The following is a 13,728-nucleotide window of genomic DNA, read 5'->3' on the forward strand; positions in this document are numbered from 1 at the left end:
TCGCTCTCTTGTGCAGATCAGGGCAGTCCATTCAGCTACATTCTCCGAACAATGGCCAAACGGTCGTTCTTTCAAGGAACAAGACATATGTCCGCTCCACAGTATCGCTCGAAATGGGCTCAGAGCCCGAATTTTCTGCGCACAGCACAAAGCTCCGGTGTCGGGAGACGGCCAAAATTTTGCAAAGCCCGCTCCCTGCGCACAGCTGCCGCTCAAACAGCCCGGCCCGGTCAGCTTTCCTAGCGGAAGCTGTCAGATGACGGCAGCCAGCCCGAAGCAGTCATGGCGCGAGACCGCGGGGCTTGTCATAGCAGACCTTCGCAGTGCGTATGTCGAGTGACCGATGTGCGGGCCAAAGCTGCTTTTGATATCTTCGGCCCCAAGGGCACAGGATGGCCTGCGCCAGCCATTTGCCTATTCATGCGGGACGGCAGCTTCGGACCAGAAGCCCTCAAGAGCGACTCATTCTACAATTTCACCGGGCCTTTTATCGCTTGAGCGGCTTTCGTGTAGCCGCCCGATGCACCATCGACGAAATGCACGTGATTGTCTGCCAAGACGCTCGGAACGATACAGGTCATCATCGCCTCCGATTGAGCGTGTATCCCGAAGCGAATTATTCCGGCCTCAGAACCCTCTGCCAGCAATGACCGCAGTCTTTTCTCAGTTGCCGGGTCACAATCAAGGGTCATTTTCAGACCGTCTTCAAATTTTCGGAAGTCGGCGTTATTGCCCACGATGCAGCGATACCGGCGCGCGTCAAAGCCACCTATGACCAATCCCGTTTTGATGAGCGCCCACGCCACGAAGCTTTCGAGAAGGGCCTTTCGGCGGGCCGCTCTCAGTGTGCCGCTACCCCGCCGCGCATGAGCCTCCAGCGCAGCGCCAATAGGAGGCCAGCGAACGCCTGGCCCATTTTCCTCAACCGGGTGCCCTTCACCCATGAGATCGCGTGCGAGGCTCAGCACACGACTCGCAAAATCGGAAAACACAGCTATCGAAGTGCCGGTGCATGGCAGAATGATGACAGACAGGATCGTGCCGTACCGGCTTGGTAAATGGCTCCATCTGCATGACAGACCCGTCAGGTCGGGTTTGGTCCCCGCCGGTGCTTCTGGTACTTGACTGGCACCTGCTTTCATCTGTGCTTCTGCCCAGGTCAGACCACCGCCCGAGAACATCGAGTAATCCACGCCGTCAGACACTTGGAACCTTGCGACCATCACCTCAAACCCCGCAGCACGCACGTCCGAGACGCGCACCATCCCAATTCGCAAGCCCATGTCGAACTCTTCACCGGCCCAGAGTTTGACCGCAGCCAATGCTTGACCGGCATCCTCTTTCCATGCGTCAGGCACCGCAAATCCGGCACCGTCCCCGCCAAATATGAAAGGAAAGGACGCGCCGTCATGCGCGTTGACCTGTGCTGATATCACCGCCGCAGCAACCATGTTGACGGTCTTGTAGCGGCCATTTGCAATCGCCTCGGTCGATCCAATGATGTCAGACGTCCCGACCCACCAATCGTCGGGTAGCGGCGTATAGACGCTTGCGTTCGACAAGACGGCAAAGTCTGTTTGTGTTGGAATCGAGCTAAAGAAAGAAGAGCCGGAACTGTCGTTGTGCATGCAGGCAGAACAACACGTTTTCACGCAACCACAAAGCCAATTGCGCAGCATGAAAAAAGGGCCATCAGGCCAAGCAACGAGGGAACGGATTTTCGTTGGTATCAGACCGCCTCTTCACCCGCCAAGACTGCGCATGTGTTCGTTGGAATTCGTCTGTCGGTTTGCACAGGGGTGTCGTCCCTTGTCGATGCCTGTCGTTTAGTGTCATGATTACAATGAGATAGGTCGCGTGCTATATTGTGGATGAGGCAGGCAGAGACGAACGGACAATTCCGGGGCGGGGGTCATGGCGAAGCAGTTAGCAGCGGATTTCGAGGCAGAAACGCAGCCCGGCGCGCGCTCGATCGAGCAGCGCACGGTCGCCGATCTCATCCCCTACGCCAACAACGCGCGCACCCATTCCGAGGCCCAGGTGGCGCAGATTGCCGGCTCGATCCGCGAGTTCGGGTTCAACAACCCGGTGCTGGTGGATGGGGCGAACGGCATCATCGCGGGGCATGGCCGGGTGCTGGCGGCGCGACAACTGGGCCTGCGCACCGTGCCTGTGATCGAGCTGGCGCACCTGAGCGAAGCACAAAAGCGCGCCTATATTCTCGCCGACAACCGCCTGGCCGAGCAGGCGGGCTGGGACCGGGAGCTGCTGTCGCTGGAACTGGGCGAGCTGTCGGAGCTCGGGGTGGACCTTGAGGGGCTGGGCTTCGCGGCCGGCGAACTCGACGAGTTGCTGGCGCTCGGCGCGGCCGACCCGAAGGAAGAAGAAACCCCTGAGCCGCCAGCGCATCCGGTCTCGCGTCCGGGCGATCTGTGGTGCCTCGGTTCGCACAGGCTCTTGTGCGGTGACGCGACCTCTGAGGCCGACGTGGCCCGGCTGCTGGGGGATGTGCGCCCGCACCTGATGGTGACGGATCCGCCTTATGGCGTCGACTACGACCCGGACTGGCGTAACCGGGCCGGGGCGTCGGAGACGAAGCGCACCGGCAAGGTCCTCAACGACGACCGCGCGGACTGGCGGGATGCCTGGGCGCTCTTCCCGGGCGACGTGGTCTATGTCTGGCACGGGGCCCTGCATGCCACGACGGTGGCCGAGAGCCTTGTCGCCTGCGGCTTCGACATCCGCAGCCAGATCATCTGGGCCAAGGACCGGCATGTGCTCTCGCGCGGGCATTATCACTGGCAGCATGAACCGGCGTGGTACGCGGTTCGGGGCAAGGGTCACTGGACGGGGGATCGCAGGCAATCGACGCTGTGGTCGATCCCCAACCGGGATCAGGATGCCGAGACGGTTCACGGCACACAGAAGCCGGTAGAGTGCATGCGGCGCCCGATCCTCAACAACTCCAGCGCGGGGCAAGCGGTCTACGAGCCCTTCTCGGGATCAGGCACCACGCTGATTGCCGCCGAGAGTACGAAGCGGGCCTGTCATGCCATGGAACTCGATCCAGCTTACGTGGATGTGGCCGTGCGGCGCTGGCAGACCTTTGCAGAACAGAGCGCCACGCTCGACGGTGATGGGCGTGGGTTCGACGAGATCGCGGCCAAGCGGTTGGAGAGTGCGGCATGACGCAGGGGCGCGCGACATCGGCTCTCGAGGCTCTCGCCAACCTCGTCCTGGGCTGGATCGTGGCGCTCGCCACGCAGCTTCTGGTCTTTCCCGTCATGGGCCTGTCGGTCACCGTTGCGCAGCATCTCGGGATCGGCGCGGCCTTCACGATCGTGTCTTTCCTGAGAAGCTATTGTCTGCGGCGTATCTTCGAGCGGTTGGCGCGTCGGGGCGCACCCTGGGGCCCGGGGGGAGGGTCAATCTCCACGACCTCTGCCACGGGACCGGCGGGGGCAGGCGATTTCTTTCATGGCCAGAATTCGGACCGGGGGACGGAAAGCGTGAAGGGAGGTGAGGCATGCGTGGACGCAAACCCAAACCGACGAAGCTGAAACTCCTGTCGGGGACGGCCCGCAAACACCGCCTCAACGAACATGAGCCGACGCCGGACCTGGCGCAGCCCGATCCGCCTGAGCACCTGACCGGGGCCGCTCGGCTGGAGTGGGAGCGGGTGATCGAAGAGATCGTGCAGCTTGGCATCATGAGCAATCTGGATCGCGCCCCGCTGGCTGCCTACTGTCAGGCCTACGGCCGGTGGGTCGCTGCGGAGGCGGCGCTCGCGCGCATGGCGGAGAAAGACGGCGTGACCGAGGGGCTCATCGTCCGCACCAAGGCCGGCAACGTGATCCACAACCCGCTGGTCGGTGCGGCGAACAAGGCGATGGCGGACATGGTGCGCTACGCGGCCGAGTTCGGCTTCACGCCGTCTTCACGCTCGCAGGTCTCCGCTGTCGAGGCGCCCGATGAGGACAACCCATTCAGCTGGTTCGACACGGCATAGGAGGTCCCGATGCGCGGCCCCAAACCGAAGCCGAAGGCCGGAACGATGGCCAACACGCCGATGGGCGCGCTGCCGCGTTGCCCGGCGCATCTCAGTGACACGGCGCGCAAGGAGTGGCGACGCCTCGCCACACCGCTCCACGCGGCCGGTATTCTGACACTCGCGGATCGTGCGGCGCTCGCAGCCTATTGCCAGGCCTATGCCAGATGGGTGGAAGCCGAGGAACGGCTCGCCGAGACGCCCACACTGCTCAAGACGCCCAACGGCCATGTCCAGCAGTCGCCCTGGCTGTCGGTGGCCAACAAGCAGCTGGAACTGATGGGGCGGTACATGTCGGAACTTGGTCTGACGCCATCGGCACGGCGGCGGATCGACATGCCGATGGAGGTGGGTCCGGAGCCCGTGGACAAGATCGAGTTCGTCGTGGTTTACGAGGATAAGGACGGAACCCGTATTGAGAAGCCGCTGGATGCGCCGGCCGACGATCGGGATTCGGACGACCAAGGCGATGGCATCATCCGCTACGCACTGGATTCCCGTCTTTAAATCAGTGAGTTGGGTTCCAATCAGGTGCCTTCGGATGTACAGATCTGCGCAACCAACGTTACGCAGGTTTGTACATGGTCAATGGCACTGCCCCATCCTTTCGCCTCGTCGCCTATGAACGGGTCTCCACGGCCCGGCAGGGGCGCTCGGGGCTCGGCCTGGAGGCGCAGCGAAAAGCCATTGACGCGTTCACAGCCTCGAAGGAGGCCCGCGTGCTTGGCCGCTTCACGGAAGTGGAAAGCGGGCGCAAGAACGACCGTCCGGAACTCGAGAAGGCCCTCGATCTCGCGCGTCTGACTGGAGCGACGCTGGTCATCGCCAAGCTGGACCGGCTCTCGCGCAACGCCGCCTTCCTGCTAACCCTGCAGGCCAGCGGTGTGCGCTTCGTGGCCTGCGACATGCCCGAGGCCAACGATCTGACCGTGGGGATCATGGCGCTGGTGGCGCAGCAGGAGCGCGAGGCAATCTCCCGGCGCACGAAGGAAGCGCTGGCGGCGGCAAAGGCCGGGGGCGTGAAGCTCGGTAATCCGAACGGTGCGGCGGCGCTGAGACGCGCGGGGCAAGGCGGTGCGCCGCTCCGACGGACCGTGGTGTGGAATGCCGACGACTTTGCTCGGACCCTCGCACCGGTGATCGAGGGGCTGAGATCGGCGGGGGTGACGTCGCTCCGCGGCATCGCGGAAGCGATGAACGAGCGCGGGATCCAGACACGGCGTGGAGGGCGGTGGCACGTCTCGAACGTCCGGAACCTGCTTGTGCGATTGGAGCAGGAGCGGTGAGCGGCGAACGATGTGGTCTTGCAGCTTGGGCTGGGCAGCATGCTTCAACTCGCGCAGTCCGCTTGCCGGCCGCAGCCGCCTCGACAGAGTGATCGCAGACGCGGACGTCCAGAAGGATCGGATCGAGGCCTAGATATGCGCCCGAGGCCGCGGACTAGTACGCTGACGCAGCAAGCACCGACCTTTGCGTTTTCCTGCTTTTGCGCTGGAAGCCTCCAGGCGGGCGTTGGACACTATCGACCGGAAGCAGTTCGGACCCTAATTGGTATTCGCCAGACGGGCATGACGCAAGGCAATGTAATCGGTGACACAGTCAGCGAGGTCCGTAATTGCACGCTTTTGTCTGTCGCTCCAGTCCCGCGGCACCCGGGCCAGCGCACAAAGTGATCCGAGTGTCTCGCCCGAGGGTCCCGAGATCGGCGCTCCAAGGTATGCGATTACGCCCATTTCATCAATAATGGGATTATTCTTGACCCGCTCGTCGGTCCGCGCGTCGGACACGGCAAGCATTGCGCCGGTTCGGGTCACGATCTTGCAAAAGGAACGATCCAGATCCGTCTGGCTCAATCCATCTGGCAGCCCTTTCGCGGATTTGAAGTACTGGCGATAGGCACTCTCCTCCACGAAGGAGACGAGCGCGATCGGAACCTCGGCCGCATGACACACCAAGCGAGTGAACCGATTGAATTCAGGCTCAGACGGGCTGTCCACGAGCGACAGGTGACGCAGAACATTTGCTATGATGTCATCCGCGCTCTTGCCAGGTTTTCCTGGGTGGTCTGTGATCCGTTGTTCCTGCATCTTCGCTGTCCTTTGTTTGGGGTTGAAGTCATGCTCACGGCACAGGAGCACTCTGACCCGAATTGTTGACGCAAACTTTCACTAAAAAATGGCATCGGGATGGCGTAGCACGGGCGACGGCTAGATCTCGTCGGCAAACACACTGGCCGCTTCCAGGTTGCTGACACGCCTTTTTGGTCTGACCGGTGTTTGTCCACTCAGCTCCAAACCACGTTTCCGCACATTTTTTGAAACGTGTCAGATACCCAGGCCAAAACCAAAGTGCATCAGATGTCCAAAATGGAAAGACACAACGATGAGCATACAGATTTTTGGCCCTCGGTCCGCAGATGGGAGCGTTGTTCGTATCCCCAAGGAGTATCGTTGTTGAATGTCATTGAGAACTGACCCGGTATTGTCACCGAGATTTGACCCGCCTTTATTGTTTATCAGCAGTTAGGTTTTGGTCAATGTTGGCGTCTCCTTTGTAGTTTTCTTTGCGGCCTCTGAACTGGCTTTGAAGCGGTAGCTGTCGTTGCCTGTTTCGAGGATGTGGCAGCGGTGCGTGAGGCGATCGAGGAGCGCTGTTGTCATCTTTGCGTCTCCGAAGACCTGGGCCCATTCACTGAAGCTGAGGTTGGTCGTGATGACGACGCTGGTGCGCTCGTAGAGTTTGCTCAGAAGGTGGAACAGCAGCGCACCGCCGGACGGGCTGAACGGCAGGTAGCCAAGCTCGTCAAGGATGACCAAGTCGATTTTGGTGAGCATCTCAGCCATTTTCCCGGCCTTCCCGAGGGCCTTTTCTTGCTCCAAAGCGTTGACGAGTTCGACGGTGGAGTAGAAGCGCACCTTGCGTCTGTGGTGCTCAATTGCTTGGACGCCGATTGCGGTGGCGACATGGCTTTTGCCGGTGCCGGGTCCACCAATCAGAACGACGTTTTCCGCGTTCTCTATGAACTCGCCGCGATGGAGCTGTCGGACCGTGGCTTCGTTGATGTCGCTCGATGCGAAGTCAAAGCCTGCGAGGTCCTTGTAGGATGGGAAGCGCGCAACTTTGGTATGGTAGGCAATTGATCGCACTTCCCGTTCGGCCATTTCCGCCTTGAGCAGTTGGTACAACATAGGTGTGGCGGCTTCAAACGCGGGCGCACCTTGTGCAACCAAGTCATCGACCGCGTGCGCCATGCCGTGCAGCTTGAGACTGCGCAGCATGATGACGATGGAGGCTCCTGCAGGATCATGACGCATTGCGCTTTCCTCCTGCCTGTCTGAGGTCGTCGTAGCGATCCACATTTGCCTTTGGGGCCGTTTCTAAAGCGAGGGCATCTGGTGGATCGATCTCTGGGTGATCTGTCTGCTTTGGGTCAATCAGCCTGTGCAGCAGGTTCAAGATATGCGTCTTGGTTGGCACCCCGGCTTCCAGTGCCAGTTCAACCGCTCGCAAAACTGCGCTCTCATCATGGTGCAAAACTAAGGACAGGATATCGACCATCTCGCGATCTCCACCTTCCTTACGCAGCATGTGGTTTTGCAATCGACAGGAGATGTCCGGCATCTCTGTAAACGGCGCACCATTGCGCAGGGCACCGGGCTTGCGTTGTATGACAGCCAAATAGTGACGCCAGTCGTAGATGACCTTGCCTGGCTTACGATGAGAACGATCGATAATCCGGTCATGGGTGCAAACAGTCTGACCCTCTGCAACAAGGATAAGCTGTTCTGGATAAACATGCAGGCTCACGCGCCGGTTCGCAAAACTGGCTGGGACGCTGTAGCGGTTGCGCTCGAAGGTGATCAAACAGGTCGGAGACACGCGCTTGCTGTGCTCAACAAAGCCATCGAAGGCTGGCGGCAGAGTCATCAACGTTGGCTTCTATGCGGCCCAAGCATCAGCGACTGTGCCGGGTAACGCGCGATGCGCGGTCTCGGACCAAAGGGCTATACAACGGTCTTCAAGCCACTGGTTCAGTTCCTCCAGATCCTTGAAGACAGGCATGACCTGCCACAGCCGGTTCCGGGCATCGCGGACGTTCTTCTCAACTTGGCCCTTCTCCCAGCCCGCCGCCGGATTGCAGAACTCAGGTTCAAAGACGTAATGGCTGGCCATCGCTTTGAAGCGCGCATTGATGTCGCGCTGTTTCCCGCGACCGACACGATCTACGGCCGTCTTCATATTGTCATAGATGCCTCGTCCCGGAACGCCGCCGAACACGCGGAATGCATGCCAGTGGGCATCGAACAGCATCTCATGTGTCTGTAAAGGATAGGCCCGAACAATAAAGGCGCGGCTGTGTGAGAGCTTGGTGTGTGCCACCTGCAACTTGACGCGTTCGCCGCCGATCGTGGCCTAGTCTTCGCTCCAGTCGAACTGGAACGCCTCACCCGGTTGGAACACCAAAGGCACAAATGTCCCGCGCCCGGTCGTTTGTTCTGCGCGATGCCGATCAGCCCGCCATGCACGCGCAAAGAGATATGGGCAAAAGTTGGTGACGCCTGATCAGGCGGCGGCTTGAACGTGGCGGAGCCCGTCGCGGAACTCAACCCCTTGGATGATCTCGGGCAGGCGATTTTGGCCGTCGAGTTTGCGCCATTTATTCTGCGCCGACATCATCAGCTTGAAGGCCATGGCCAGACCGGTCTTGCGGCTGAGGCATCCCTTGGTGCGTTTTGTGCGATGCCGGACGGTGGCGAATGTGCTTTCGATTGGGTTTGACGTCCGAATGTGTTTCCAGTGTTCCGCCGGATAGTCATAGAAGGTCAGCAGCGCGTCCCTGTCCTTGACCAGCTTGGCGACCGCCTTATCCCATTTCACGCCGTAGGTTTCGACGAAGAAGTCGAAGGCGGCGTTCGCCTTGGCTTTTGTCTCAGCCTGCCAAATGTCGTGCAGATGGCCTTTGGCCTTGGCCTGGATGGATTTCGGGAGCGCGTTCAGCACGTTCATGGTTTTGTGGACCCAGCAACGCTGCTCCCGCGTCGTAGCGAACACCTCGCGCAAGGCCGTCCAAAACCCCAGAGCGCCGTCGCCTATGGCCAGCTTGGGGTCCTGTTTCAGGCCGCGCCGCTTGAGATCGAGCAGCACCTCACGCCAGCTTTGCGTGCTCTCGCGGAAACCGTCGGTCATCGCCAGCAGCTCCTTACGGCCATATTCATCCGCCCCGACGATCACCAGAACACATTGTTTTTCTTCAACCATCCGCGGTTTGAAGTAGACCCCGTCGGCCCAGATGTAGAGAAACCGCCGACTGCCAAGGTCGCGTTTCTGCCAGGCCTCATAGTCTTGCCACCAGTCGGCCTTCAGTCGCGTGACGGTCTTTGCGGACAGGCCCGTGGCATTCGGGCCCAGCAGCGCCTCCAAGGCCTCGGTGAAATCGCCCGTGGACACACCCTTGAGGTAAAGCCACGGCAGCAGTTCTTCGACCGATTTCGCTTTGCGAAGATAGCGCGGCAGGATGCTGGGCGTGAAGGTGATCTTGTCTTCGCCAACGCCCCGATCCCGCACGCGCGGCACTTTCACCGGCACTGGACCAATGCCGGTCATCACCTCGCGTTCGGGTAAGTGTCCATGGCGCACCAGGCGCGCACGACCATCTTCGAGCTTTTCTTTGGAAAAGGCGTTCATCAGCGCGGCCAGCTCGGCATGGATCGCCTGTTCGATCAGCTTGCGCGCGCCATCGCGTAGAACGTCCGTGAATGGGTCGGATGAAAAACCCGATGGATCGGGCAGTTGGGTGATGGTAGTCTTTGACATGTGGCATATCCTTTTCTCACCAGAGAATTGACGGCGTCTGAACACCGCCATGATATGCCGCCCCTCAGGGCATCACCAACTTTCGCGCGTTTCCCTGCGATCTTGGTGCGCTCTTTCTTCGAAGACGGCGCGTTCGGCCCGAAGGCCAACCCCTCAGGTTTCTCCTTCTTCTTCGGACGGTAGACAATCTCTTGCGAGAGGACAGAGGCAGTCCCGAATTCGAGGGCCTCGACTCGCTCAGTGGCGGTGGCTCGCATGGTTCTCCCGCGCTCGATCTCCTCGGCTGCCGCCTCCTTCATCTCTTCAGCAGAAGCCATCGCGCTTTCGATTTCTGAGCGCCATTCTTCATCCGCAGCGCGCATCATCGCGGACTCTTTCGCACGCCGGTACTCTGCACGCGTAAGCCGCCCCCTGCGCGGACCGTAGCGAAGCAGGCCCGCCTTCTGGAATACGGCAGAATGGAAATCGTCCTGCCACGCCCGCATCGCGTCGCAGTAGGCCCTGTTGCCGAGTTTGTTGACCTCTTTCTTGGAGAGCTTGCGATCTTTACCTTCCTGGATGAGATCGTCTTTCGCGGCATGCCCGGGATGCAGATGCTTGACACGCCCCCGCACTGGATCCAGCGCGATGATATGGGCATGAAGATGTTCTTCGTCCCAGTGGATGACGCCCATCATAAAACGTCCGCCGGCCTTCTCGATACGCTTCTTCTCGTGCTCTATCGACTTGTTCAGAAGCGCGACGCTCTGTGCCCTGAGCTCGTCGTCCGCCAGGGCATGTTCCGTCCGCACCGGCAACGACACGACGCTTGCATAGATCGATGGGGCATCCGCGCGGAGTTTGCGTTGACGGGTCGCCTTGCTTCCATCTTTCTTGGTGTACGGAAAGCTCTCCTTGATCGACGCGGCCGCGATTTGGGCGGCGCGAAGATCCGGGAAATTGTCAACGTCGCCTGGTATGATCTCGGGTGCTGGTCTGCCCCGGATTACGTGTCGCGATGCGTGTTCCAGGCGCTCGAGTTCGTCGATGATCTCTTGCGCGGTCCAGGCGCGCTGACCATTCTTGCGCTTGGCATGATGGTCTTCCGGTCCGGCAGCAGATTTTCCTTTTGCCGAGTACAGTTCCATATGTGCGAATTGATAGCCTGACATGATCCACCTTCCGACTGGGTTTGAGGTGGAGCGGAATTAGGGACATGTGGCGGGATTCGAAAAAGCGGGGCGCGTCCAGGAATTGCACCCGCGATAAACATAGAGACCGACTATGCGTATTGTCCGGACCTAAAGGCCACTTCCAATACGCAAGACGGCTCTCCGAGGGCCCCTCGCCGGGGAGGCGTCCTTCGCGGACAGCGGCAGGGTCATCGTTCGCCACTCCCCCTGCACCCCCTGGCGTCTCCGACGGGAAGGGGGAGCGTCGTTCCGCACTCCTCCCCCTTCACCCCCACCTGCTCGCGCTCCCAGCGCCAGCGATGGAGGCGGCCCCTCCCTCGACCCTCCCGGTGTTTCAGCCCTTCGATTGGAACACCCAAGAAAGTGTCATGGTACAAGCCGTCATAATTAACGGACCAAATTAGGAAAAGAGTGGCGCCATCATCCTATGGAGCCGCGTCTTTTTGGTGAGACGCGGCTCCATAGGATGACTGCGTCCAAAACCGGAGAAGGTCAAAAACCTGACCGAAAGCTTCGAGAGCGCTGGATATCGCGGATGCTGCTCCCGCGTAGGCTCTCGGATCTGGGGCGTTATGCAGTTCCGCATGGCGATCCCGCACCGCCGTGGCCTCTCCACGCGGCGGTGTCTGACCGCGCCAGTTGAGCAACTGCGGCACACGCTGCAGACTGGACGCGCGAGGTTCCGTCATGAACCAATTTACGATTATACCCAGCACCGCTGCGCTTCAGAGCGCCGTTCTTGCGCGGCTCGAGGATTATCTCGACAACCACGGAGCCAGTCTCGAGAGCCTCATTCGTCAGGCCAGGGCGGACCCCGATGTCGACGAGACGTCCGCTTTACGAGATCTCGCTGAAGCGGTCATGGCAACCTGCGACGCGCGCAATCTCGTCTTGCGTTTGCGCACTATCACGGAAGAACTCTTTTGCCTTATTGGCGAACCTCTTGCCGAGATCGCAGGTGCGTATTCCGAACCCGAGATCGACCGAGCAATCTGCTGGCACGCCGCACGTCTCACCGACCTCGAGCGAGACATCAAGTTCGCATTCCGCATCTGAGACCGGCTCGAACGGCAACGCCAGGAGTAAGTCTCTGCTGGCGTTGGCCACTCCGAGAACACCCAGAACATAACTGCAAAATTATCAACGAATGAAAATATCATGTTAAATCATGTAGTTAAATTCACCATGTGGATATTTCTTTGCTGTCTGATTTCTGTATCCAAGCGATCGAACGCCCTTCCGGAGCATCGGAAAATAACAGGATGACTGAGATGCCGTCTTCAAGACAAAACCTCGAAGCAAACCGGCAACCATTGATGGTTGATGGAGCTCCTTTGGCGCTGATGACCGGTGAGGAACTGGCTCGGGCCATGGATTACAAAGGTGTGACGTCAGGATTTCGGGCGTGGTGCCGGAAACTCAACATTACACCAGTGCCAGGTCGTGCAAACGTCTACGACCCAAAACTCGTACGTATCCGTCTCGATGCATCCCAGGGCATCGAGAAAGGACCGTCTGAGGAAGCCTATGTGGAGCAGGCGGAAAGCCTCGTCGAGAAGAGGAGAAAGAGGCGTGGGTAAGAGCAATATCAAAGGTGTGCATCGCGTCACTAAGAAATTGAGCGGCGGCCAAAAGAAGACATACCATTATGCGTTCCGAGGTGGCCCGCAATTTTGGACCTCAGACGCCGGTTTCGCCGTCGAAGATCCTCAGTATTCTGCGGCGTTGACCGACGCGCTACGAGGGGTCTCGCCCGCGGTTATCCGTCAAAACTCCGGCTTGACTGCGCACTTTCTGAGGAAGTTTAGACAGTCTGCACAGTACCAGAAATTGTCTCCCCGGACGAAGGCCGACTATGAAAAATACCTGTCTCCTTTCGAGACGGAGTTCGGAGAAGATCCAATCGCGATGTTTCAGGAGAAAGCAGTCCTTGAAGAAATTCGGGACTGGAAATCTGCTTGGGCGCACTCTCCGAAGCAGTACGATTATGCTGGCACCGTTGTGACACTTTTTCTCAACTGGGTGGTAGGAGAAACGAAAGCCATCTCGAGCCATCCGCATAGCGGGATGAAAAAGCTCTATAAGGCAAACCGGGCGGATCTGATCTGGCTGCCCGAAGAGGTTGATGCGGCGCGAGCTGTTGCCGAGCCTTGGGAAGATAGGATCCTCGTTGCGTTTTGTGAGGGGGCGACACCGCAGGATATCGGACTTTGGGTTCGCTCGAACATTCAACGGACGCCAATGGGCCGTCGTATTTATTTTCGGCGTCAGAAGAACGGCAATCCGGTGAGTTTGCCGGTTACTCCAAACCTGGAACGCGTGATCGCTGAGACCCCGGCGGAACAGGATTTCCTGATCGTATCGAAGACCGGGCGAGAGTTGACGCCGCATCGCGCATCGCAGGTAGTCCGTGCCCTCAAACTTCGAGCCAACCAGGCCGCCACCGTTGACAGTTCAAAAGTGGGGATCCGCGATGAGCTTCGGCCCTACGATCTGCGAGGCACTGCGGCGACAAACCTGTTGCGCGCCGGGTGCAGCCTGAACGAGATCGCGGTTACCATGGGGTGGAAGCTGCGCCACGCCGCGAATATTATCGAGCGGTATGCCGCTTTGGTTCCAGATGTTGCCGATGAGGTTCTCGCGAAGCTCATCGAGGCGCAGAAGAAGGCTGAAGGGAACAACAGGCTTTGAGGC

Annotated in this window: 13 protein-coding genes and 1 pseudogene; 8 read left to right on the forward strand and 6 right to left on the reverse strand. The window is 59.6% G+C overall.

Features of this window, described 5'->3' with window-relative positions; translation table 11 throughout:
* Positions 1-467: 467 nt before the first annotated feature.
* Entirely contained in the window at positions 468-1,679 is a 1,212-nt protein-coding gene (locus tag Q0X85_RS00955; protein ID WP_297767764.1) for a DUF3095 domain-containing protein, read from the reverse strand.
* 235 nt (positions 1,680-1,914) lie between these two features.
* On the opposite strand from Q0X85_RS00955, the gene Q0X85_RS00960 reads away from it, so the two are divergent.
* The 5 genes from Q0X85_RS00960 (at position 1,915) to Q0X85_RS00980 (ending at position 5,334) form a co-directional block, all read left to right on the forward strand.
* Positions 1,915-3,189: a site-specific DNA-methyltransferase gene (locus tag Q0X85_RS00960; protein WP_297767767.1), complete on the forward strand. Its 1,275-nt coding sequence runs from the start codon at positions 1,915-1,917 to the stop codon at positions 3,187-3,189.
* Positions 3,186-3,560, forward strand: coding sequence for a hypothetical protein (locus Q0X85_RS00965; RefSeq protein WP_297767770.1), 375 nt, complete (start codon positions 3,186-3,188; stop codon positions 3,558-3,560). The genes Q0X85_RS00960 and Q0X85_RS00965 overlap by 4 nt, the downstream gene beginning before the upstream one ends.
* Positions 3,527-4,009: a phage terminase small subunit P27 family gene (locus Q0X85_RS00970; RefSeq protein ID WP_297767773.1), complete on the forward strand. Its 483-nt coding sequence runs from the start codon at positions 3,527-3,529 to the stop codon at positions 4,007-4,009. The genes Q0X85_RS00965 and Q0X85_RS00970 overlap by 34 nt, the downstream gene beginning before the upstream one ends.
* A gap of 9 nt (positions 4,010-4,018) precedes the next feature.
* Entirely contained in the window at positions 4,019-4,555 is a 537-nt protein-coding gene (locus tag Q0X85_RS00975; RefSeq protein ID WP_297767776.1) for a phage terminase small subunit P27 family, read from the forward strand.
* Positions 4,556-4,629: 74 nt separating this feature from the next.
* Positions 4,630-5,334: a recombinase family protein gene (locus Q0X85_RS00980; protein WP_297767779.1), complete on the forward strand. Its 705-nt coding sequence runs from the start codon at positions 4,630-4,632 to the stop codon at positions 5,332-5,334.
* Between the two features lie 258 nt (positions 5,335-5,592).
* On the opposite strand, the gene Q0X85_RS00985 is transcribed toward Q0X85_RS00980, so the two are convergent.
* The 5 genes and pseudogenes from Q0X85_RS00985 to Q0X85_RS01005 form a co-directional block, all read right to left on the reverse strand.
* The gene (locus Q0X85_RS00985) at positions 5,593-6,135 is read right to left on the reverse strand and encodes a GAF domain-containing protein (RefSeq protein WP_297767784.1); all 543 of its coding nucleotides are present in this window, start codon (positions 6,133-6,135) and stop codon (positions 5,593-5,595) included.
* Between the two features lie 435 nt (positions 6,136-6,570).
* Complete coding sequence (gene istB, locus Q0X85_RS00990; protein ID WP_297767787.1) at positions 6,571-7,362, reverse strand: IS21-like element helper ATPase IstB; 792 nt, start codon at positions 7,360-7,362, stop codon at positions 6,571-6,573.
* A pseudogene (gene istA / locus Q0X85_RS00995) lies at positions 7,352-8,581 on the reverse strand (IS21 family transposase); the annotation flags it as partial. The pseudogene istA and the gene istB, both read right to left, overlap by 11 nt.
* A 30-nt stretch (positions 8,582-8,611) precedes the next feature.
* Positions 8,612-9,862, reverse strand: coding sequence for an IS256 family transposase (locus tag Q0X85_RS01000; protein WP_297767791.1), 1,251 nt, complete (start codon positions 9,860-9,862; stop codon positions 8,612-8,614).
* Positions 9,769-11,013, reverse strand: a complete 1,245-nt coding sequence (locus Q0X85_RS01005; protein ID WP_297767794.1) for a hypothetical protein — start codon at positions 11,011-11,013, stop codon at positions 9,769-9,771. Before Q0X85_RS01005 ends, Q0X85_RS01000 begins: the two co-directional genes overlap by 94 nt.
* Before the next feature lie 708 nt (positions 11,014-11,721).
* Between Q0X85_RS01005 and Q0X85_RS01010 the strand changes: the two genes are divergently transcribed.
* From Q0X85_RS01010 to Q0X85_RS01020, 3 genes are all read left to right on the forward strand, one after another.
* On the forward strand, positions 11,722-12,090 hold the full coding sequence (locus tag Q0X85_RS01010) for a hypothetical protein (protein WP_297767796.1): 369 nt from the start codon (positions 11,722-11,724) through the stop codon (positions 12,088-12,090).
* A 206-nt stretch (positions 12,091-12,296) separates the two neighbouring features.
* Positions 12,297-12,614: a hypothetical protein gene (locus Q0X85_RS01015; protein WP_297767798.1), complete on the forward strand. Its 318-nt coding sequence runs from the start codon at positions 12,297-12,299 to the stop codon at positions 12,612-12,614.
* Complete coding sequence (locus Q0X85_RS01020) at positions 12,607-13,725, forward strand: tyrosine-type recombinase/integrase (protein ID WP_297767801.1); 1,119 nt, start codon at positions 12,607-12,609, stop codon at positions 13,723-13,725. Before Q0X85_RS01015 ends, Q0X85_RS01020 begins: the two co-directional genes overlap by 8 nt.
* The last annotated feature ends 3 nt before the right edge of the window (positions 13,726-13,728 follow it).

This window comes from uncultured Roseovarius sp. (assembly GCF_947259555.1).
GTDB lineage: Bacteria > Pseudomonadota > Alphaproteobacteria > Rhodobacterales > Rhodobacteraceae > Roseovarius.

Excerpts from the sequence above, each read along its gene's own strand:
- Q0X85_RS00955 (WP_297767764.1), bottom strand. The coding sequence starts at position 1,679 with ATGCTGCGCAATTGGCTTTGTGGTTGCGTGAAAACGTGTTGTTCTGCC.
- Q0X85_RS00960 (WP_297767767.1), top strand. The coding sequence starts at position 1,915 with ATGGCGAAGCAGTTAGCAGCGGATTTCGAGGCAGAAACGCAGCCCGGC.
- Q0X85_RS00965 (WP_297767770.1), top strand. The coding sequence starts at position 3,186 with ATGACGCAGGGGCGCGCGACATCGGCTCTCGAGGCTCTCGCCAACCTC.
- Q0X85_RS00970 (WP_297767773.1), top strand. The coding sequence starts at position 3,527 with ATGCGTGGACGCAAACCCAAACCGACGAAGCTGAAACTCCTGTCGGGG.
- Q0X85_RS00975 (WP_297767776.1), top strand. The coding sequence starts at position 4,019 with ATGCGCGGCCCCAAACCGAAGCCGAAGGCCGGAACGATGGCCAACACG.
- Q0X85_RS00980 (WP_297767779.1), top strand. The coding sequence starts at position 4,630 with ATGGTCAATGGCACTGCCCCATCCTTTCGCCTCGTCGCCTATGAACGG.
- Q0X85_RS00985 (WP_297767784.1), bottom strand. The coding sequence starts at position 6,135 with ATGCAGGAACAACGGATCACAGACCACCCAGGAAAACCTGGCAAGAGC.
- istB (WP_297767787.1), bottom strand. The coding sequence starts at position 7,362 with ATGCGTCATGATCCTGCAGGAGCCTCCATCGTCATCATGCTGCGCAGT.
- Q0X85_RS01000 (WP_297767791.1), bottom strand. The coding sequence starts at position 9,862 with ATGTCAAAGACTACCATCACCCAACTGCCCGATCCATCGGGTTTTTCA.
- Q0X85_RS01005 (WP_297767794.1), bottom strand. The coding sequence starts at position 11,013 with ATGTCAGGCTATCAATTCGCACATATGGAACTGTACTCGGCAAAAGGA.
- Q0X85_RS01010 (WP_297767796.1), top strand. The coding sequence starts at position 11,722 with ATGAACCAATTTACGATTATACCCAGCACCGCTGCGCTTCAGAGCGCC.
- Q0X85_RS01015 (WP_297767798.1), top strand. The coding sequence starts at position 12,297 with ATGACTGAGATGCCGTCTTCAAGACAAAACCTCGAAGCAAACCGGCAA.